The organism is Pseudomonas sp. CP4, from assembly GCF_047758505.1.
In the GTDB taxonomy this organism is placed as follows: Bacteria; Pseudomonadota; Gammaproteobacteria; order Pseudomonadales; family Pseudomonadaceae; genus Aquipseudomonas; species Aquipseudomonas fluorescens_AO.
The window spans coordinates 2,031,761-2,050,587 of the sequence record NZ_CP180489.1 but is presented as its reverse complement, the minus strand read 5'-3'; the positions used below and the strand labels follow the sequence as shown (position 1 = coordinate 2,050,587).

Sequence of the window (18,827 nt, the reverse complement as noted above, 5' to 3'; positions counted from 1 at the left end):
CCCCGATGCGCTTCAACCTCTCCGAATGGGCGTTGCGTAATCGCCAGATCGTACTGTTCCTGATGCTTTTGCTCGCCGTTGTCGGCGCGTTGTCCTACACCAAACTCGGCCAGAGTGAAGACCCGCCGTTCACCTTCAAGGCGATGGTGATTCAGACCCGCTGGCCCGGTGCGACCGCGCAGGAGGTCTCGCGCCAGGTCACCGAACGTATCGAAAAAAAGCTGATGGAAACCGGCGAGTACGAACGCATCATGTCGTTCTCCCGCCCCGGTGAATCCCAGGTCACTTTCATTGCCCGCGATTCGATGCACTCCAAGGACATCCCCGACCTCTGGTATCAGTTGCGCAAGAAGGTCGGCGACATCCGCCAAACCTTGCCGCCGGGAATCCAGGGGCCGTTCTTCAACGATGAGTTCGGCACCACCTTCGGCAATATCTATGCGCTCACCGGCGATGGTTTTGACTACGCCGTGCTCAAGGATTACGCCGACCGCATCCAGATCCAGCTGCAGCGGGTCAAGGACGTTGGCAAGGTCGAACTGCTCGGCCTGCAGGACGAGAAAATCTGGGTCGAGCTGTCCAACGTCAAACTCGCCACCCTCGGCTTGCCGCTGGCGGCGGTGCAACAGGCGCTGGAAGAGCAGAACGCGGTGTCCACGGCAGGGTTCTTCGAGACCGGCAGCGAGCGCTTGCAGTTACGTGTTTCGGGGAATTTTCAGACAGTCGATGAGATAAAGAGCTTTCCGATCCGCGTCGCCGATCGTACGTTCCGCATCGCCGATATCGCCGATGTGCGTCGCGGTTTCAGCGACCCACCGGCGCCGCGCATGCGTTTCATGGGCGACGACGCAATCGGTCTGGCCGTGGCGATGAAGGACGGCGGCGACATTCTCGTCCTGGGCAAGGCGCTGGAAGGCGAGTTCTCGCGGATCCAGAAGAACCTCCCGGCCGGCATGCAACTGCGCAAGGTTTCCGATCAGCCGGCAGCGGTAAAAACCGGCGTCGGCGAGTTCGTTCAGGTGTTGGTTGAGGCGCTGGCGATCGTCTTGCTGGTGAGTTTCTTCTCCCTCGGCGTGCGCACCGGCATGGTCGTCGCGCTGACCATTCCACTGGTGTTGGCGATGACCTTCGCCTGCATGTATTACCTCGGCATCGGCCTGCACAAGATTTCCCTCGGTGCGCTGGTGCTGGCGCTGGGTTTGCTGGTGGACGACGCGATCATCGCCGTGGAAATGATGGCGATCAAAATGGAGCAGGGCTTCGACCGCATTCGCGCGGCGAGTTATGCCTGGACCAGCACCGCATTCCCGATGCTCACCGGCACGTTGATCACCGCCGCCGGTTTCCTGCCGATTGCCACTGCGCAGTCCGGCACCGGCGAATATACCCGCTCGATTTTCCAGGTGGTGACCATTGCCTTGCTCGCGTCGTGGGTCGCGGCGGTGATGTTCGTGCCGTATCTGGGGGAAAAACTCCTGCCGGATCTGGCGAAAATTCACGCGGCAAAACACGGTACTGGCGATGGTCAGCCTGATCCGTATGCCACGCCGTTCTATCAGCGCGTGCGGCGTCTGGTGGAGTGGTGCGTGGCCCATCGCAAGACGGTGATCGTGCTCACCGTCGGCCTGTTTATCGCCTCGGTGATGTTGTTCCGCTTCGTCCCGCAGCAGTTCTTTCCGGCTTCGAACCGGCTGGAGTTGATGGTCGACCTGAAATTGGCCGAAGGTGTTTCGCTGGCCAATACCACCAGCGAAGTCAAACGCCTCGAAGCGCTGCTGAAGGAGCACGCCGGCATCGACAATTACGTGGCCTATGTCGGCACCGGTTCGCCACGCTTTTATCTGCCGCTGGATCAGCAACTGCCGGCGGCGAGTTTTGCCCAGTTCGTCGTGTTGGCGAAAACCATTGAAGAGCGTGAAGCGCTGCGCAGCTGGTTGATCGAAACCCTCAACGAACAGTTCCCGGCCCTGCGTTCGCGGGTCACTCGTTTGGAAAACGGCCCGCCGGTTGGCTATCCGGTGCAGTTCCGCGTCACTGGCGAGCACATTGAAGAAGTCCGTGCGTTGGCGCGCAAAGTCGCAGCGAAGGTTCGCGAGAATCCGCATGTGGTCAACGTGCATCTGGACTGGGAGGAGCCGAGCAAAGTTGTTTATCTGAACATCGATCAGGATCGCGCTCGCGCGCTTGGCGTAAGCACGGCCAATCTGGCGAAATTCCTGCAGAGTTCACTGGTCGGCTCGACGGTCAGCCAGTACCGCGAAGACAACGAATTGATCGAGATTCTGCTGCGCGGCACCGTGCATGAACGTACTGAGTTGTCGCTATTGCCGAGTCTCGCGGTGCCGACGGATAACGGTCGCAGCGTGGCGTTGTCGCAGATTGCTACGCTGGAATATGGCTTCGAAGAAGGCATCATCTGGCACCGCAACCGCCTGCCGAACGTGACGGTCCGGGCGGACATTTATGGCAAGGAGCAGCCAGCGACGCTGGTCAAGCAGATCATGCCGACGCTGGACCCGATTCGCGCTGAATTGCCCGATGGTTATCTGCTGGATGTCGGCGGCACGGTGGAGGATTCCGAGCGCGGGCAGAAGTCGGTGAACGCCGGGGTGCCGATGTTCATCGTCGTGGTGCTGACCTTGCTGATGGTGCAGCTGCGCAGTTTCTCGCGTACGGCGATGGTGTTTCTCACCGCGCCGTTGGGCTTGATCGGGGTGACCCTGTTTCTGATGGTGTTCAGGCAGCCGTTCGGGTTCGTGGCGATGCTCGGGACGATCGCGCTGTCCGGGATGATCATGCGCAATTCGGTGATTCTGGTCGATCAGATCGAGCAGGATATTGCATCGGGGCTCAGGCCCTGGCAGGCGATTATCGAGGCTACGGTGCGGCGGTTCCGGCCGATTGTGTTGACGGCGCTGGCGGCGGTGCTGGCGATGATTCCGCTGTCGCGCAGTGTGTTTTTCGGGCCGATGGCGGTGGCGATCATGGGTGGGTTGATTGTGGCGACGGCGCTGACGCTGCTGTTTTTGCCGGCGTTGTATGCGGCCTGGTTCAGGGTTCGTCGGGAGGGTTGATCCTTGGCGGCCTCGGGCCGACCAGGCTGTTGGGGTTTTGCGCGAATATCCGTTGCTGCGGTAGCGGCTGCTGGCGGTTTCGCCTGACGGCGACTTACTTTTTTACAAGCGCCAAAAAAAGTAAGCAAAAAACGCTAGCTCCTACGTTCGGCCCTCGCAGGCTCGGGTCCCTTCGCTCCGGGACTGATCCGGGCGCAGCGGCTACGGTTTGCTTCGCTGCACCTCCTTCCGCTGTGTCTGGCTGCGCCAGACGGTCGCTGCGCTCCCACGCCCGGATCAATCCCTCCACTCAGCCTTCCGACGTCGCCGGTGGATCAAGATCAAGAGCACTCGAGCTTGCGCTCATTGTTGAGTGGTGCGGCTTCGCCGCGGGCAGCTGCGCTGCTTGCTTTTCTGTGGGAGCGAGCCTGCTCGCGAAGGAGGCCTGACAGCTGACCTGATTTCGCGGGTGTACCCGATCCAATTGTAGGAGTGAGCCTGCTCGCGATGACGCCCTCTCGGCCAACCATTCGCCATCAGATGTACTCGATCTCCTGTGGGAGCGAGCCTGCTCGCGAAGGCGGTCTGACAGGCAATTCATTTCAAATCGCCAATTCGCGCTGCCTTCCCACAGTTTTTTCAGAAACCTCCGATCTTGAGGCGCTGGCCGTCGAATGCTGTACTCCGGGTTCTGTTTTCCGAGTCCTTGAGTCTGTCCGATGAAGAAACCACCGCCATTAGCCGGCAGAACGGATCCTGTTTTCGACCTGTTGGCCCGCTCGCCACACAAGCAATGACTTGCGGATTATCTGGCGCTGCTCAAGCCGCTGGATGACCAGGGGCGCTATCTGCCATTCGAGGCGTTGCGCTATCGCTGGGCGGGAGGGTTGGACGCGAATCTTTGTTGGGCGTTGGTGAAAAAGGCGCGGGCGGCCCAGTACATTCATTTGTTGCCGTTGGGCGAGCCGGTGCAGTGGGGCAAATACGTGCCGACGCCGTTGGCGCAGAAAACCTTGTCTGTGGTGGATCGTTACGCCAGTACGGCCGCGCTGGATTACATGACCAGTCAGATCGGCGAGCGGGCGCATTTCTGTTGTCTGCTCAATGACTTGATCGAAGACGAGGCCATCGCCAGTAGCCAGTTGGAGGGTGCGGCGACCACGACTCGTGTTGCCAAGGACATGCTCAAGCATCAGCGCCAGCCGCGGACGCCGGATGAGCGCATGGTCATGGGTAATTATCGAATGATGAATTTCGCTTGGGAAAAGCGTTATGAACCTCTGAGCATTGAGCTGATTGCAGAGATCCATCGAGTGGGTGTGGAGGGGATCGATGACGAGCAGTACTCCCCCGGATTGTTCCGGACCAATGATGAGGTGGTTGTTCAGGATGGTTCAGGCAACACCGTGCACCGACCACCTCCTGCTGCAGGATTGGTTGCGCGGTTGGCGAGGCTGTCCGCCTGGATCAACCGGCCCGCTGCCTCGATTCTGGACAAAAATTATCTGCATCCACTGATCAAGGCCGTGACGCTGCATTTCGCCATGGGTTATGAACATCCATTTCGCGACGGTAACGGGCGGGTCGCGAGAGCCTTGTTTTACTGGTTCATGTTCAAACATGAGTTCGCGGCGTTTCGCTACATTGCGATCAGTCTGCTGCTGCGCAATGCACCGGTGAAATACGGACGCTCCTACCTGCACACCGAGGCGGATGAGCTGGATCTGACTTATTTCATCGAGTTTCAATGCGCGGTAATTTTGCGAGCCGTGGTCGGATACACCAATGTTCGTCAGAAAAAGGCTGAATGGCTCGAGGGCGAGTCGCCTCGCCCCAGTGTGATGACGTCTTAAAGCGTACCAAACACCTTCTTCGCCAGACTCGTTGCCGCAGCGGCCGGGTTCTGACGTATCGTCTCTTCCTGCTTGCCGATCATCTCGAACAAACCATTGAGTGCCTGTTCAGTAACGTAGCTCTCAACGTTCGCGCTCTTCGCATCGACTACGCCGAAGGCCGCAGCTTGACCTGCAAAGGCGTTGTACTTCTGCGCGACGCCGACCTTGTCGGTGGCTTGCTTGACGATGGGCAGGAATTTCGCGCGGATCTGTTCGCGGCTGGATTTGTTCAGGTATTGGGTGGCGGAATCATTGCCGCCGCTGAGGATGCCTTTGGCGTCGGCCACGCTCATTTTCTTCACGGCGTCGACGAGGATGGGCTGGGCCTGGGTCACTGCGGATTCGGCGGCTTTGTTCATCGCGGTTTCCAGTTCTTCGACCTGGGCGCCCATGCCGAAGGCTTTCATTTTGCTGGCGGCTTTGCCGAGTTTGCCCGGCAGTTCGATTTTCACTTCGGGGTTGTTGCTGAAGCCGCCCGGGGTGCCGAGTTGTTTCACGGCGATCTGGGCGCCTTGGGTCAGGGCGTCCTTTAGGCCGCCGGTGGCGTCTTGCTGGGACAGGTCGTTGAGCGACAGTGCCAAGGCGTTGGCGGAGATCAGCAGGCCGGCGCAGGCGGCGGCGAAGCGAAGGGTAGGGCGGCGCATGGCGGCTTCCTTGTGGCGAAAGTGGATTAACGAACGGCGTCGACGCGGATTTTCAGCGGCTGCGGGTCGTTGCCGTCGAGTTGCACGGCGTGGTTTTCGGTGGTGATGAACATCAGCTCGCCGTTGACTTCAATGCGTGCGCTGATCGAGTAGCGGTGGCCGGATTTGACCTGCGCCGGATCGTAGCTCAAATGAAACGGCAGCGGCACCTGCCCTTTGATTGGGCCTTTCTGTTGGTCGAGGACGACGGCTGGCGCATCGGCCAGCGACACATCCTGCAGGCTCACGCTCAGGGTCGCGCTCGGGGGCAGGGCGATGCGTTGCAGGTAGAAGACTTCGCCGTCGAGGCTGGCCTTGCCGGCAGGGGTGGTTGATTGGCAGGCGCTGAGGAGGGTGGCGGCGGCGAGGGTTAGCAGTTTTTTCATGGGTGAATCTCCTTTCAATGTGGGAGCGAGCCTGCTCGCGAAAGCGCTGGGTCAGTCAAACTAAATCTCGACTGACATTCCGTCTTCGCGAGCAGGCTCGCTCCCACAGGGGTAAGGCTTCAAGCCTCAGGCTGTGGCGTGATCTGATCCGCCGCATCTTCACTGCGGTGCAGCGCGACCTGGCGGATCGACAGGCGAATCTCCGCCGGCAACACGCGCTTGGCCGCGCCTTCGGCCAGCTCGCCGAGCAGTTCGTGGTAGCTGAGCTTGCCGGCTTCGTCGCGGCGCAGGACGTCGAGGTCGAGCAGGGTCTGGATGAAGTGGCGGAACAGGCTCTTGTCGAAAAACTCTGGGGCGTTCAGGCCATGGAGGATCGACAGACGCTGGGCCATGACCGTGCAGAGGTCTTCCAGCTCTTCGGCGCTGATGCTGTTCTGGCCGCTGTTGAGCAGCAAAGATACGGTCATGTAGAAGCGCTGCAGGGTCTGCGCGATGCTTTTCGACAGCAACGTCAGCAGCACGAAATGCCGCGAACTCGGCGCCGGACGCAGATACAGATCTTTCTCGAACCGCAACAAACCCTGCTCGACGAACGCTTCCAGCCACTGATCGATCACTGCGTCGAGCTCATCCAGGCTCCAGCGGATGAACAGCTCCGATTGCAGGTACGGATACAGCGCGCGGGTATAGCGCAGGATCTGCTCGCGGCTCATGCGCGAGGTGCTCTGGAAGAAACTCGCGAGCAACGAGGGCAGGGCGAAAATGTGCAGGACGTTGTTGCGGTAGTAAGTCATCAGGACGGCGTTCTGCTCGTCCAGATACAGAATCTTGCCCAGCGCATCGTTCTGCTCGGCGAGCAGATCCATGTCCTTTACATGCTCGATCAGCGCACGGCCATCGCCTTCCGGCAAGGTCGTGTGCGGTGAATACGGGACTTTGCGCAGCAATGCCAGATACAGATCCAGCACCCGCGCCATGGCCCGATCGTCCAGGGCCAGACGCGTGGTCGACAGCAGGGCCAGCGCCACCAGATTCACTGGATTGATTGCCGCCGCTTCGTTGAGGTGCCGGGCGACTTTTTCGCCGAGGCGGTTGGTGGTTTCGTTGAGCCACGCCGGTTTGAACTGCGGGCCGAGCTCCTGCTGGCGCCAGTCCGGTTGCTCGGCGTCGAGGAATTCCGCGAGTTTGATCGGCTCGCCGAAGTTCACCGCGACCTGACCGAAACGCTGCTTGAGCGCGCCGATCACTTTGAAAATGTCGAAAATCGACTCTTTTTTCTTGCTCGCCCCACGCAGTTCGCCGAGGTAGGTGCGGCCTTCGAGCACGCGCTCGTAACCGATGTACACCGGCACGAACACGATCGGCATCCGCGACGAACGCAGGAAACTGCGCAGGGTGATCGCGAGCATCCCGGTCTTCGGTTGCAGCATGCGCCCGGTGCGCGAGCGCCCGCCCTCGACGAAATATTCGACCGGGAAACCTTTGGTGAACAGGGTGTGCAGGTATTCGTTGAACACCGAGGTGTACAGCGGATTGCCCTTGAAGGTGCGGCGCATGAAGAACGCCCCGCCACGCCGCAGCAGGCTGCCGATTACCGGCATGTTGAGGTTGATCCCGGCGGCGATGTGCGGCGGGGTCAGGCCATTGCGGAACAGCAGATAGGAAAGCAGCAGGTAGTCGATGTGGCTGCGATGGCACGGTACGTAGATCACTTCGTGACCCTGCGCGACATTCTGCACGCCCTCGATGTGGTTGACCTTGATGCCGTCGTAGATCTTGTTCCAGAACCAGCTCAGCACCACTTCGAGAAAACGGATCGCGGTGTAGGTGTAGTCCGAGGCGATCTCGTTGCCATAGCGCAGGGCCTGGGCCTTGGCTTTTTCCGGGGAGATTTTTTCGCGCTCGGCCTCGTCAAGGATCGCCTGTTTGACCAGTGGCTGGTTGAGCAGGCCTTTGACCAGATTGCGCCGGTGAGAAATGTCCGGACCGATCACCGCAGCTTTCAGGTTGCGGAAGTGCACGCGCAGGATGCGCTGGGCCATGCGCACGGTGCGCTCATGGCCCTTATTGTGATCGATCAGTTCGCGCAGGTGGATCGGCGCGGAAAACTGCACGCGGGTTTTACGCCCGAGGACGATGATGCTCAGCAGTCGGCGCAGACGACCGGTGACCGCCCAGCTGTCAGCAAACAACAGTTTCCACGGGCTGTTTTCGCTGTCTGGCGACTGGCCCCAGAACACGCTGACCGGAATGATTTGCGCGTCTTCGGCAGCGTTCTGCGTCAGCGCGCTGACCAGACGGGTGAGGGTCGGCGGCGCGCCGCGTTTGTCTTGGCGACCGAGCCAGTCCGGGTCCGGCGTCAGGTAGAAAAACGCCGCCGGCTCTATAAGCGAACCCACCGACACCGCCAGCACCGGGCGCGGCAGGCCGGCCTTGGTGCATTCGGTGTCGACCACCGCCAGATCGGTCAGCGATGGGTTTTGCAGGACGTAGAACACCGGACGACTGCGGTCGAGGTTAAGAGTGAACGACGACTGATTGATAGTCTCGGAGCGAACCCAGAGATACAGCAGGCGGCGCAGGGTGCCAAACACAAGACGGCGGAACGGGGAACGGGTCATACGGCTTCTGCGTGAGTGAATAAAACCGAGCAGGCGCTCGGGCGGTCGATAGTGTGACGGATTCGCTGAAAATCGGCAAAAAAGCGCCGAAGTAATCTCCTGTTGAGAGTTTCTTCACCTGTCATATACTCGGCGCTCTGTTGCCGGTGCCCTGTTATGGACGTCGGACGCAGGCTGACGTTCCTCGAAGGCTTTCCTGCGAAAAGCCTGTTCAATAATAAAAAAGGAGTATGAACCGATGGCAACACGCGAAACCGGCAACGTGAAGTGGTTCAACGACGCCAAAGGCTACGGCTTTATCCAGCGCGAAGACGGGGTGGACGTGTTCGTGCACTACCGCGCGATTCGCGGCGAAGGGCATCGTTCGCTGACTGAAGGCCAGCAGGTCGAATACGCGGTGATTACTGGCGAGAAGGGATTGCAGGCGGAAGACGTTGTAGGTCTGTAAAAGCAGCTGCAAGCCTCAAGCTGCAAGCAGTTCAGCTTGAAGCTTGAAGCTTGTAGCTGCCGCTAAGCGGTCTTCCAGGTGATTTCTTCTTCTCCGTCTTCGCTGATGCGAATCCAGCGATCGGCGGTTTCTTCACCTTCTTCTTCGACCCACGTCCCCGGTGCACAACGCACTTCCACGTTCAGCGCGGCAAAGGCTGCACGGGCGCAGGCGATGTCGTCGTCCCATGGGGTCTGGTCGCTTTCCAGGTACAGGCTGTTCCACTTGCCCACGGCTTTCGGCAGCCAGGTCACTGGCACGTTGCCCGCCTTGCACTTGTAGGTCTGGCCTTTCTGCACCCAGTCGCTGCACGGGCCCAGCGCTTGGCTGAGCCAGGCGGCGATGGCCTTGTGGTCGACGTCGGCGTCTTTCAGGTAAATCTCGATGTCCGGTTGGCGCATGGATGTCCTCACTGCGGGTCTGAAAAATCCATTCGCGGATTTAGCCGGCCCCGGGCCTGTGCCCGAGACCAAAAGTTATTGAAGAACGAAATAATCGTAGCGCATCGACACGGTGGTCTCGAACGGCTCGGCCTGTTCGATCACTGCCGCACGACGCTCGGCACTGGCACGCCAGCCGTGAGGCGTCATCGCCAACAGGTTGGCGCGGTCCTCGGGCTTGTCCAGAGTCAGCTTGAATTCCAGGGTTTCGCTGTGCGCCAAGGCCATGCCTGCCGGCACCAGAGCCAAGTGCTTGTCGTCGGTGTACTCGCGCACTTCGTCGTACAGGCGCTCGCGCAATTCCATGAGATGGCCACGGGTCGGGCCGACCTTCATCAGGCCGCCGCCGACGCTGAGCAGACGCTTGGCTTCCTCCCAGTCCAACGGACTGAAGACGCTGGCGAGAAACTGGCAACTGCCTGAAGCCAATGGCACGCGGGCCATGCTGGCGATCAACCAGGTGATCGCCGGATTGCGTTTGCAGGCGCGTTTGACCGCTTCGCGGGAAATATCCAGCGCATAGCCGTCAGCGGTCGGCAAAGCCTCGGCGATTTGCGCGGTGTAGTAGCCCTCGCCACAACCGATGTCGACCCAACGCTCTGGCGCATAGCTCGCCGCCAGTTCAGCCAGACGCTTGGCCACCGGCGCATAATGCCCGGCGTTGAGGAAATCACGCCGCGCCTCGACCATCGCTTGATTGTCGCCCGGGTCGCGGCTGTTCTTGTGCTGCACCGGCAACAGGTTCAAATAACCCTGACGCGCACGGTCAAACCGATGCCCGGCGGGGCAGACCACGCCGTTCTCCACCGCATTGAGCGGCTCACTGCAGATCGGGCACGCGAGCATCAGGCGAGCAACTTGATCATTGTCTGGTAGTAGATCTCGGTCAGTACGTCGAGATCCGCCGCCAGCACGCGCTCATTGACCTGGTGGATGGTCGCGTTGACCGGGCCCAGTTCAACCACCTGCGTGCCCATGGTCGCGATGAAACGGCCATCGGAGGTGCCGCCGCTGGTCGATGCTTTGGTCTCGCGACCGGTGATGTCTTTGATGCTCGACGACACCGCATCGAGCAGCGCACCCGGTTCGGTGAGGAACGGCAGGCCGGACAGCGCCCAATCGATGTGCCAGTCCAGGCCATGCTTGTCGAGGATATCGGCCACACGCTTCTGCAGGCCTTCGACGGTCGATTCGGTGGAGAAGCGGAAGTTGAACACCGCCACCAGATCACCGGGGATCACGTTGGTCGCGCCGGTGCCGGAATTGAGGTTAGAGATCTGGAAACTGGTCGGCGGGAAGAAGTCGTTGCCGTGGTCCCAGTGCTCGGCGGCCAGTTCGGCCAGCGCCGGAGCAGCGAGGTGAATCGGGTTCTTCGCCAGATGCGGGTAGGCCACGTGGCCCTGCACACCTTTGACCGTGAGCTTGGCACCGAGGGAGCCGCGACGGCCGTTTTTCACCACATCGCCGACCAGCGTGGTACTCGACGGTTCGCCAACGATGCACCAGTCCAGACGCTCGTTGCGCGCGACCAGACGCTCGACCACAGCCTTGGTGCCGTGATGCGCCGGGCCTTCTTCGTCGCTGGTGATCAGGAAAGCGACCTTGCCTTTATGGTTCGGGTAATCGGCAACAAAGCGTTCAGCGGCGACGGTCATCGATGCCAGGCTGCCTTTCATGTCCGCCGCGCCACGGCCGCAGAGCATGCCGTGTTCGTCGATCATGGCGTTGAACGGATCGATCTGCCATGCGGTCACCGGACCGGTCGGCACCACGTCGGTGTGGCCGGCGAAGCACAGCACCGGGCCGTCGTTGTTGCCGTGGGTGGCCCAGAAGTTATCCACATCTTCGATGCGCATCGGCTCCAGGGTGAAACCGGCATCGCCCAGGCGCTGCATCATCTGCTTCTGGCAGTCGGCATCGACCGGGGTCACGGAAGGACGGCGGATCAGGTCGATGGCCAGTTGAAGGGTCGGCGATAGGTCGGCGTGGGCCGTCATGGAAAACTCCGGGATCATGAATTTGAGCGAGGGCCAATGTGGGAGCGAGCTTGCTCGCGAAAGCGGTGTATCAGGCAACATAAGGGTTGAATGTTACAAAGCCTTCGCGAGCAAGCTCGCTCCCACAGGGATAGGAGAGCGCCCGCAAAATGGCGGTTATCTTAAAGCAAAACGGCGACCATTGGCCGCCGTTTAGTGCTGCGTTGCGGATTTAGACGACCGGCACCGGCTCAGCTTTGGCCGCAGGTTTGGGCAGCGACGACAGGAACGCCATGATCAGCGCCGCCAGATACGGCAGCGACTGCACCAGCAGCATCGTCACCCAGAAGCGCATGTCATTGCTCGGAATGCCCTGCACCAGGAAGATCCCCAGCGCCGCGCCCCACAGTAACAGCATAATGAACAGCTCTTCGCGAGCCTCGCTGATCGCCACCCAGAAACCGTGGTTGTCGGCGTTTTTCGGCGTGCGGAAAAACGGAATGCTGCTGGTGAAGAAACCGTACAGCACCGCTTTGGCGATGGTGTGCGACAACGCCAGGCCGGCCAGTGCTGCGCAGAACGCATCCTTCAGATTCACACCGACGGCGCGACGGTAGAGGAAGATGATCTTGCCAACCTTGAACACGAACAGCGCCAGCGGCGGGATCGCGAAAATCAGCAACGGCGGATCGACCCGTTGCGGCACGATGATCATCGCCGCCGACCACAGTAACGCGCCGACGGTGAAGAAGATGTTCATGCCATCAGCGACCCACGGCAGCCAACCGGCGAGGAAGTGATAACGCTGACCGCGAGTCAGTTCGGTGTCCTTGCCGCGCAGCAGGCTGCGGGTGTGGCGCTTGATGATTTGGATCGCGCCGTAGGCCCAACGGAAACGCTGTTTCTTGAAGTCGATGAAGGTATCCGGCATCAGGCCCTTGCCGTAGCTGTCGTGGTAATACGCCGCCGACAGGCCTTTCTCGAACACGCGCAGACCGAGTTCGGCGTCTTCACAAATGCACCAGTCAGCCCAGCCCAATTCTTCCAGCACGGAACGGCGGGTCATGGTCATGGTGCCGTGCTGAATGATCGCGTCACGGTCGTTGCGGGTAACCATGCCGATGTGGAAGAAGCCTTTGTATTCGGCGTAGCACAGCTTTTTGAAAGTGCTTTCGTTCTGGTCGCGATAATCCTGCGGCGACTGCACCACGGCGATTTTCGGGTCGGCAAAGTGCGGCACCATGTGCTTGAGCCAGTTCGGATGCACGCAATAATCGGAGTCGATCACCGCAATGACCTCGGCATCCTTGGCGGTGTGCGGAATCAGGTAATTCAGCGCGCCGCCCTTGAAACCGGCCAGCGGCGAAACGTGGAAGAACTTGAAGCGCGGGCCGAGGGTTGCGCAGTAATCGCGCACCGGTTCCCACACCGCCGGGTCCTTGGTGTTGTTGTCGATGATCAGGACTTCGAAGTCGGGATAATCGAGTGCGGCGAGGGCGTCGAGGGTCTGTTTGACCATCTCTGGCGGCTCGTTGTAGCAGGGCACGTGGATCGACACTTTCGGTCGATAATCGGAATCGCCCAGCACTGGCAGGAATTCCCGACGGCGCTTGTGAATCCACACCGCTTCGGCCAGTTCATGGGCCTCGGTGAGCAGCACGATGAAGACCCCGAGCGCACCGAGCGCCAAGAGGAATCCGACCGTGAGGCTGAACCACGTGCTGTATTGCTGGCTGTAGTCGTAGCCGATGTACACCAACACCGAACCGCAGAGGAACGCGATAAAGGTCAGAAACGTGCGACCGCGCTGGCGCAGCGCCGAGCCGTCGATCATCAGCAGGGTCAGCGACAGCAGCGCCAGCACCACCGAGCCGATGGCCAGCACGCGCCATTGCGGAATCGCCACCACCGGGCCTTCGAAATTGAATTTCTGCTGGCGCGCGGCATTGAACACGCCCCAGTAGGCGCCGACCGAACCTTCATCGCTGGCCTTCCACGGCTGATCGAACGCTTCGATCACGAAGTAGTTGAAGCCTTGGCGATTGAGCTTGTTAACCAGCGTGCGCAGATAAATTGCCTGATCCGCCGGCGAGGCATCGGCGCCACCGCGCATGCGACCGTTGCTCGGCCAGCCGACCTCGGAGAGCAGCAGCGGTTTTTTTGGAAACAGTTTCTTCAGATCGCGGGCGCGGTCGAAGACGAACTGGCCAGCCTTGTCGACCGGAATGAATTCCCAGTAGGGCAAGACGTGGGCGGCGATCAAATCGACATGTTTGGCCAGTTGCGGGTATTTCTCCCAGATGTGCCATTGCTCGGAGGTGGTCACCGGTACTTTGACCGCAGCGCGCACCCGATCCAGCAGAACGATCAAGGCCTCAGGGGTGATTTCTTCACGAAACAGCGCCTCGTTGCCGACTACCACGCGTACGACGCTGCGCGAGGTGTTGGCCAGTTCGATGGCTTTGGTGATTTCCCGCTCGTTGCGTTCCTGGTCCGGGCTGATCCAGATGCCGAGGGTGACACGCAGGCCGAATTCTTCAGCCAGTTTCGGGATGTCTCCCAGCGAACCGTCGACCGAATAGATACGGATGTTGTCGGTCAGCTTGCTCATGATTTCCAGGTCACGGCGCATCTCGTCGTCCGACGGGTACTGATCCTTTTGGGGGTACTGCCCCTGCTGGAATGGCGAATACGAGAAGCCGGAGATCTGCTGCGGCCAGTTCGGCGCCGTGACCGGGCGATTGACCAGCGCCCAGAAACCGGTGAACAAGGCAGCGATGGCCAGCACCACCACCAGGTTGAGTCCAAATTTACGCGATGACATAGCTGTTTCGGGTTCCAAAGGCTGTGGAACGAAGGATCGGTCGGATAGACGCCCGAGGGGCGCGCATCCTACACCGGCGGTTAACCAGTCGTACAACTGACGGGAAAATGCCTGACATTGGGCAGCCGTCTCTGACTTAAGTTCTTACACTTGTCGCTTGCAGCTTAAAACTTGTCGCTGCGTAGCCCTATAATGCGCGCCGGTTTTTGGGGTAATGGTCATGAGTACAGAAGATCCGCGGTTTGCAGGCATCGCCCGTTTGTATGGCATCGAGGGCCTGGAACGCTTGCGTGCCGCCCATGTGGCGATCGTCGGCGTCGGTGGCGTCGGCTCCTGGGCGGCGGAAGCGATGGCCCGTTGCGGGGTGGGCGAGATCTCGCTGTTCGACCTTGATGACGTCTGCGTCAGTAATGCCAACCGTCAGTTGCACGCCTTGGACAGCACTGTCGGCAAACCCAAGGTCGAGGTGATGGCCGAGCGCCTGCGCGGGATCAACCCCGATTGCACGGTGCACGCCGTGGCCGATTTCGTCACCCGCGACACCATGGCCGAGTACATCACGCCGAACATCGACTGCGTGATCGATTGCATCGATGCGGTGAACGCCAAAGCGGCGCTGATCGCCTGGTGCAAACGCCGCAAGATCCAGATCATTACCACCGGCGGCGCGGGCGGGCAGATTGACCCGACGCTGATTCAGGTCTGCGATCTCAACCGCACCTTCAACGATCCGCTGGCCTCGAAAGTGCGTTCGACCTTGCGCCGGGACTACGGCTTTTCTCGCACCGTGACCCGCCACTACAGCGTGCCGTGTGTGTTTTCCACGGAACAGCTGCGCTACCCGAAACCGGACGGCAGCATTTGCCTGCAGAAGAGTTTTGTCGGCGATGGCGTGAAACTCGACTGCGCCGGCGGGTTTGGCGCGGTGATGATGGTTACCGCGACATTTGGCATGGTCGCGGCGACCAAGGCTGTGGACAAGATTGTGGCGGGGGTGCGGCGCCCTTCGGACCGAGTAAAACCTCTGGTTTGAACGGTGAGGCTGATGACCTCATCGCTGGCAAGCCAGCTCCCACAGGTATTGGGTAAGTTCAGTGCATCTATGAACACCACCGAACCCTGTGGGAGCTGGCTTGCCAGCGATGGCGATTAACCGGCCAACTCATTCATCCGCTGGAGCACCGCATTCAAGCCATTACTGCGCGAAGGCGACAACTGCCGCGACAGCCCAAGCTGATTGAACCAATCCGGCAAATCCACCTGCTGCAACTCCGCCGCCGACAACCCGTTGACCCGCAACAGCAGCAACGCCACCAACCCACGAATCATCCGCGCATCGCTGCTTGCCTTGAACTGCCAGTGCCCGTCGCGCAAATCCCCGACCAGCCACACCTGACTCTCACAGCCATGCACCCGGTTGGCCTCGCACTTTTGCGCGTCATCCAGCACCGCCAAGCGATCGCCGAACTGCATCAGCAGCCGCGCCCGCTGTTCCCAGCCCGCCGCAGTCTGAAACGTCTGCAGCGCTTCGGCCGCTTCCACCGGCAGGCTCATCGCAACATCTCCAGGGCCTGGTCCAGCGCCTCGAAAAAGCGCTCCAGATCTTCCGAATCGTTATACAGCGCCAGCGACACGCGAATCGCGCCGGCCAGTTCGAAGCTTTTCATCAGCGGCATGGCGCAGTGATGCCCCGCACGCACGGCGATGCCTTGTTCGGTAAGCAGATGCGCCAGATCAGCGTTGTGCACGCCTTCGACGACAAAACTGGCCAGCGCCAATTGCGGCTTGCCGAGCAGGCGAATGCCATTGCGTGCGGCGAGGCCGTGCAGCAGATAGTCGTGCAGTGCCGCTTCGTGGGCAGATACGGCGTCCTGATCCAGACCGGCCAAGTAGTCGAGGGTTGCTCCGAGGCCGATGACGCTGGCGATCGGCGGTGTGCCCGCCTCGAACCCCAAAGGCGCCGGCCGGAAGCGCGAATCCTGATAGTTGGCGTCGAGCACCATCTCGCCGCCGAACTGCCAATGCTGCAATCGCTCCAGCGCAGCGTTGCGCCCGAACAGCACGCCCAGACCATCCGGGCCGTAGAGCTTGTGGCTGGAAAACACATAGAAGTCGCAACCCAGCGCCTGCACATCATGCCGGCCGTGCACCACACCTTGCGCGCCATCGACTACCGTGAGCGCGTTCTGCGCCTTGGCCATGCCGAGCAAAGCGGTCAATGGCTGCCAGGCGCCAAGCACGTTGGACAACTGGCTGACCGCCAACAAACGTGTGCGCGGGCCGATCAGATGCACGGCAGCGGCGAGGTCGATCAGGCCGTCGGCATCCAGCGGCAGGATCACCAGTTTCAGCTGACGGCGTTGCGCCAGTTGCTGCCACGGCAGCAGGTTGGCGTGATGCTCCAGAGCGCTGATGACAATCTCATCGCCCGGCTGAAACAGAGGCTCCAGACCATAAGCCAGCAGATTCAGCGCGCTGGTGGCACCATGCGTGAAGATGATTTGCCCGCTGTCACCGGCATTCAGCCATTGGCCAACCTTGCGCCGACTGTCTTCGAACGCTTGTGTCGCGTGGGCACCGGGCAGGTGTTGCGCACGATGTACATTGGCCGCGCCGTTGGCGTAGTAATGCGTCAGTGCGTCAAGTAGGGCTTGTGGTTTTTGCGTGGTGGCGGCGCTGTCCAGATAGGTCTGGTCTTGCCGTTGCAGAGCGGCGATGGCCGGGAAATCGGCGCGCCAGGGGGAGGGGATCATCATGAGTTCAGCCCTGTGAAATTGGGCGGGGTGTACGCCAAACCTGTAGGAGTGAGCCTGCTCGCGATGACGGTGTGTCAGTCAACGTATCCGGTAACTGATACACCGCTATCGCGAGCAGGCTCACCCCTACAATCGATCGTCCAGGCGCTTAGTTGTGAGCGTGCAGCGCTTCGTTCAGTTCGATCGCCGATTTGTGGGTTTTGCACTCCACAGCACCGGTTTCCGAATTGCGACGGAACAGCAGGTCAGTCTGACCGGCCAATTCACGCGCCTTCACCACCTTGACCAGATTGTTGTTTTCGTCGAGCAGCGCAACCTTGGTGCCAGCGGTGACGTACAGGCCCGACTCCACAGTGTTGCGGTCGCCCAATGGAATGCCGATACCGGCGTTGGCGCCGATCAGGCAGCCTTCGCCGACCTTGATCACGATGTTGCCGCCGCCCGACAGAGTGCCCATGGTCGAGCAACCGCCGCCCAGGTCCGAACCCTTGCCGACGAAGACGCCAGCGGAAACGCGGCCTTCGATCATGCCCGGGCCTTCGGTGCCGGCGTTGAAGTTGATGAAACCTTCGTGCATGACGGTGGTGCCTTCGCCAACATAGGCACCCAGACGCAGACGAGCGGCATCAGCGATACGCACGCCGGCCGGTACTACGTAGTCGGTCATTTTCGGGAACTTGTCCACCGAGAACACTTCCAGCAGCTCGCCGCGCAGGCGTGCTTCGAGTTGCATTTCCGCCAGTTCGCTCAGGTCGATCGCGCCCTGGCTGGTCCACGCCACGTTCGGCAGCAGCGGGAAGATCCCGGCGAGGCTGACGCCGTGCGGCTTGACCAGACGGTGCGACAGCAGATGCAGCTTGAGGTAGGCCTCAGGCGTGGAGGTCAGTTGCGCGTCTTCGGCCAGCAAAGTGGCGACCAGCGGCTTGTGGCTTTCGGCCAGGCGGGTCAGGAGCTTGCCTTGCACGGCGTCGATGCCTTTCACGGCTTCTGCCAGTTGCGCAGCCTGGGCGGTGGTGAAGGTGATGGCCTGGTTGCCTTCGCTGTAACCGAGGATCGGTGCAACAGCCGCGACCAGTTCGGCCGAAGGATTGAGCAGTGGCTGTGCGTAGAAAACTTCCAGCCATGCGCCTTGACGGTTCTGGGTGCCGACACCAAAGGCGATGCTGAACAGGGAATTGGACATGTGAATACCTCTACAAAGAGTGACGGGCTGCTTACTTCAGAGCAGCCGCGTAGATATCTGGCTTGAAGCCAATCAGGGTTCGGTCACCGAGATCGAGCACCGGGCGCTTGATCATCGAGGGTTGCGCGAGCATCAGTTCGATGGCTTTCGACTGGTCGAGATCGGCTTTGCGTTCGTCGTCGAGTTTGCGAAAGGTCGTGCCGGCGCGGTTCAACACGGTTTGCCAGCCGTGCTCGTCGCACCATTGGCTCAGGTGCTCACGGTCAATGCCGGCGGTCTTGTAATCGTGAAAGTCATAGCTGACAGCGTGTTCATCAAGCCAGGTGCGCGCCTTTTTCATGGTGTCGCAGGCTTTGATGCCGAAAAGGTGCAACGTTTTACTTGAAACGGCCAAGGAATCGCCCCCTTTACAGGTGCTGGGAAAAAATGGTGACGGATTATGCCATGACCGGACGGTTTCGTCGGCCACGGTTGTCGTAACGCTGTAAAACCTGTGGGAGCGAGCTTGCTCGCGAAACGGGGC

Annotated in this window: 14 protein-coding genes and 1 pseudogene; 4 read left to right on the top strand and 11 right to left on the bottom strand. The window is 60.6% G+C overall.

Annotated elements, in window-relative coordinates; all coding sequences use genetic code 11:
• The first annotated feature begins 5 nt into the window (after positions 1 to 5).
• The gene (locus tag ACMYUN_RS09225) at positions 6 to 3,074 is read left to right on the top strand and encodes an efflux RND transporter permease subunit (RefSeq protein ID WP_310406723.1); all 3,069 of its coding nucleotides are present in this window, start codon (positions 6 to 8) and stop codon (positions 3,072 to 3,074) included.
• A gap of 698 nt (positions 3,075 to 3,772) precedes the next feature.
• Positions 3,773 to 4,906: pseudogene (locus ACMYUN_RS09220) on the top strand (Fic family protein).
• Here the strand turns inward: ACMYUN_RS09220 and ACMYUN_RS09215 are convergent.
• The 3 genes from ACMYUN_RS09215 to plsB all read right to left on the bottom strand — a co-directional run bounded on the left by ACMYUN_RS09215 (position 4,903) and on the right by plsB (position 8,638).
• A complete protein-coding gene (locus ACMYUN_RS09215; protein ID WP_016771492.1) occupies positions 4,903 to 5,592 on the bottom strand; it encodes a DUF4197 domain-containing protein in 690 nt (229 codons plus the stop codon). The pseudogene ACMYUN_RS09220 and the gene ACMYUN_RS09215 sit on opposite strands and share 4 nt — an antisense overlap.
• Positions 5,593 to 5,618: 26 nt before the next feature.
• The gene (locus ACMYUN_RS09210; RefSeq protein ID WP_415763528.1) at positions 5,619 to 6,017 is read right to left on the bottom strand and encodes a YbaY family lipoprotein; all 399 of its coding nucleotides are present in this window, start codon (positions 6,015 to 6,017) and stop codon (positions 5,619 to 5,621) included.
• A 119-nt stretch (positions 6,018 to 6,136) separates the two neighbouring features.
• On the bottom strand, positions 6,137 to 8,638 hold the full coding sequence (plsB, locus tag ACMYUN_RS09205) for a glycerol-3-phosphate 1-O-acyltransferase PlsB (protein WP_110600147.1): 2,502 nt from the start codon (positions 8,636 to 8,638) through the stop codon (positions 6,137 to 6,139).
• Positions 8,639 to 8,876: 238 nt separating this feature from the next.
• Here plsB and ACMYUN_RS09200 point away from each other — a divergent pair, with 238 nt between their 5' ends.
• The gene (locus ACMYUN_RS09200; RefSeq protein ID WP_007908870.1) at positions 8,877 to 9,086 is read left to right on the top strand and encodes a cold-shock protein; all 210 of its coding nucleotides are present in this window, start codon (positions 8,877 to 8,879) and stop codon (positions 9,084 to 9,086) included.
• 62 nt (positions 9,087 to 9,148) lie between these two features.
• On the opposite strand, the gene ACMYUN_RS09195 is transcribed toward ACMYUN_RS09200, so the two are convergent.
• The 4 genes from ACMYUN_RS09195 to ACMYUN_RS09180 form a co-directional block, all read right to left on the bottom strand.
• Positions 9,149 to 9,526 (bottom strand): hypothetical protein, encoded by a 378-nt coding sequence (locus ACMYUN_RS09195; protein ID WP_415763527.1) that lies wholly within the window; start codon positions 9,524 to 9,526, stop codon positions 9,149 to 9,151.
• A 75-nt stretch (positions 9,527 to 9,601) separates the two neighbouring features.
• Positions 9,602 to 10,411, bottom strand: a complete 810-nt coding sequence (locus tag ACMYUN_RS09190) for a putative RNA methyltransferase (RefSeq protein ID WP_415763526.1) — start codon at positions 10,409 to 10,411, stop codon at positions 9,602 to 9,604.
• The gene (gene dapE / locus ACMYUN_RS09185; protein WP_415763525.1) at positions 10,411 to 11,562 is read right to left on the bottom strand and encodes a succinyl-diaminopimelate desuccinylase; all 1,152 of its coding nucleotides are present in this window, start codon (positions 11,560 to 11,562) and stop codon (positions 10,411 to 10,413) included. Before dapE ends, ACMYUN_RS09190 begins: the two co-directional genes overlap by 1 nt.
• A gap of 211 nt (positions 11,563 to 11,773) precedes the next feature.
• Positions 11,774 to 14,365, bottom strand: coding sequence for a glycosyltransferase (locus ACMYUN_RS09180; RefSeq protein WP_415763524.1), 2,592 nt, complete (start codon positions 14,363 to 14,365; stop codon positions 11,774 to 11,776).
• Positions 14,366 to 14,579: 214 nt separating this feature from the next.
• Between ACMYUN_RS09180 and tcdA the strand changes: the two genes are divergently transcribed.
• The gene (gene tcdA, locus ACMYUN_RS09175; RefSeq protein WP_415763523.1) at positions 14,580 to 15,398 is read left to right on the top strand and encodes a tRNA cyclic N6-threonylcarbamoyladenosine(37) synthase TcdA; all 819 of its coding nucleotides are present in this window, start codon (positions 14,580 to 14,582) and stop codon (positions 15,396 to 15,398) included.
• A gap of 116 nt (positions 15,399 to 15,514) precedes the next feature.
• Here the strand turns inward: tcdA and ACMYUN_RS09170 are convergent, their stop codons facing one another.
• The 4 genes from ACMYUN_RS09170 to ACMYUN_RS09155 all read right to left on the bottom strand — a co-directional run bounded on the left by ACMYUN_RS09170 (position 15,515) and on the right by ACMYUN_RS09155 (position 18,644).
• Positions 15,515 to 15,919 carry a SufE family protein gene (locus ACMYUN_RS09170; RefSeq protein WP_415763522.1) on the bottom strand — a complete coding sequence of 135 codons (405 nt, stop codon included), beginning with the start codon at positions 15,917 to 15,919 and terminating at the stop codon, positions 15,515 to 15,517.
• Positions 15,916 to 17,121 (bottom strand): aminotransferase class V-fold PLP-dependent enzyme, encoded by a 1,206-nt coding sequence (locus ACMYUN_RS09165; protein ID WP_415763521.1) that lies wholly within the window; start codon positions 17,119 to 17,121, stop codon positions 15,916 to 15,918. The genes ACMYUN_RS09170 and ACMYUN_RS09165 overlap by 4 nt, the downstream gene beginning before the upstream one ends.
• 148 nt (positions 17,122 to 17,269) lie before the next feature.
• The gene (gene dapD, locus ACMYUN_RS09160; protein WP_039762452.1) at positions 17,270 to 18,304 is read right to left on the bottom strand and encodes a 2,3,4,5-tetrahydropyridine-2,6-dicarboxylate N-succinyltransferase; all 1,035 of its coding nucleotides are present in this window, start codon (positions 18,302 to 18,304) and stop codon (positions 17,270 to 17,272) included.
• Between the two features lie 31 nt (positions 18,305 to 18,335).
• The gene (locus ACMYUN_RS09155; RefSeq protein ID WP_238552683.1) at positions 18,336 to 18,644 is read right to left on the bottom strand and encodes an arsenate reductase; all 309 of its coding nucleotides are present in this window, start codon (positions 18,642 to 18,644) and stop codon (positions 18,336 to 18,338) included.
• Between the last annotated feature and the right edge of the window lie 183 nt (positions 18,645 to 18,827).

Bases quoted from the DNA above. Each gene is read 5' to 3' on its own strand.
- ACMYUN_RS09225 (WP_310406723.1), top strand. From the start codon at position 6: ATGCGCTTCAACCTCTCCGAATGGGCGTTGCGTAATCGCCAGATCGTA.
- ACMYUN_RS09215 (WP_016771492.1), bottom strand. From the start codon at position 5,592: ATGCGCCGCCCTACCCTTCGCTTCGCCGCCGCCTGCGCCGGCCTGCTG.
- ACMYUN_RS09210 (WP_415763528.1), bottom strand. From the start codon at position 6,017: ATGAAAAAACTGCTAACCCTCGCCGCCGCCACCCTCCTCAGCGCCTGC.
- plsB (WP_110600147.1), bottom strand. From the start codon at position 8,638: ATGACCCGTTCCCCGTTCCGCCGTCTTGTGTTTGGCACCCTGCGCCGC.
- ACMYUN_RS09200 (WP_007908870.1), top strand. From the start codon at position 8,877: ATGGCAACACGCGAAACCGGCAACGTGAAGTGGTTCAACGACGCCAAA.
- ACMYUN_RS09195 (WP_415763527.1), bottom strand. From the start codon at position 9,526: ATGCGCCAACCGGACATCGAGATTTACCTGAAAGACGCCGACGTCGAC.
- ACMYUN_RS09190 (WP_415763526.1), bottom strand. From the start codon at position 10,411: ATGCTCGCGTGCCCGATCTGCAGTGAGCCGCTCAATGCGGTGGAGAAC.
- dapE (WP_415763525.1), bottom strand. From the start codon at position 11,562: ATGACGGCCCACGCCGACCTATCGCCGACCCTTCAACTGGCCATCGAC.
- ACMYUN_RS09180 (WP_415763524.1), bottom strand. From the start codon at position 14,365: ATGTCATCGCGTAAATTTGGACTCAACCTGGTGGTGGTGCTGGCCATC.
- tcdA (WP_415763523.1), top strand. From the start codon at position 14,580: ATGGTCATGAGTACAGAAGATCCGCGGTTTGCAGGCATCGCCCGTTTG.
- ACMYUN_RS09170 (WP_415763522.1), bottom strand. From the start codon at position 15,919: ATGAGCCTGCCGGTGGAAGCGGCCGAAGCGCTGCAGACGTTTCAGACT.
- ACMYUN_RS09165 (WP_415763521.1), bottom strand. From the start codon at position 17,121: ATGATGATCCCCTCCCCCTGGCGCGCCGATTTCCCGGCCATCGCCGCT.
- dapD (WP_039762452.1), bottom strand. From the start codon at position 18,304: ATGTCCAATTCCCTGTTCAGCATCGCCTTTGGTGTCGGCACCCAGAAC.
- ACMYUN_RS09155 (WP_238552683.1), bottom strand. From the start codon at position 18,644: ATGAAAAAGGCGCGCACCTGGCTTGATGAACACGCTGTCAGCTATGAC.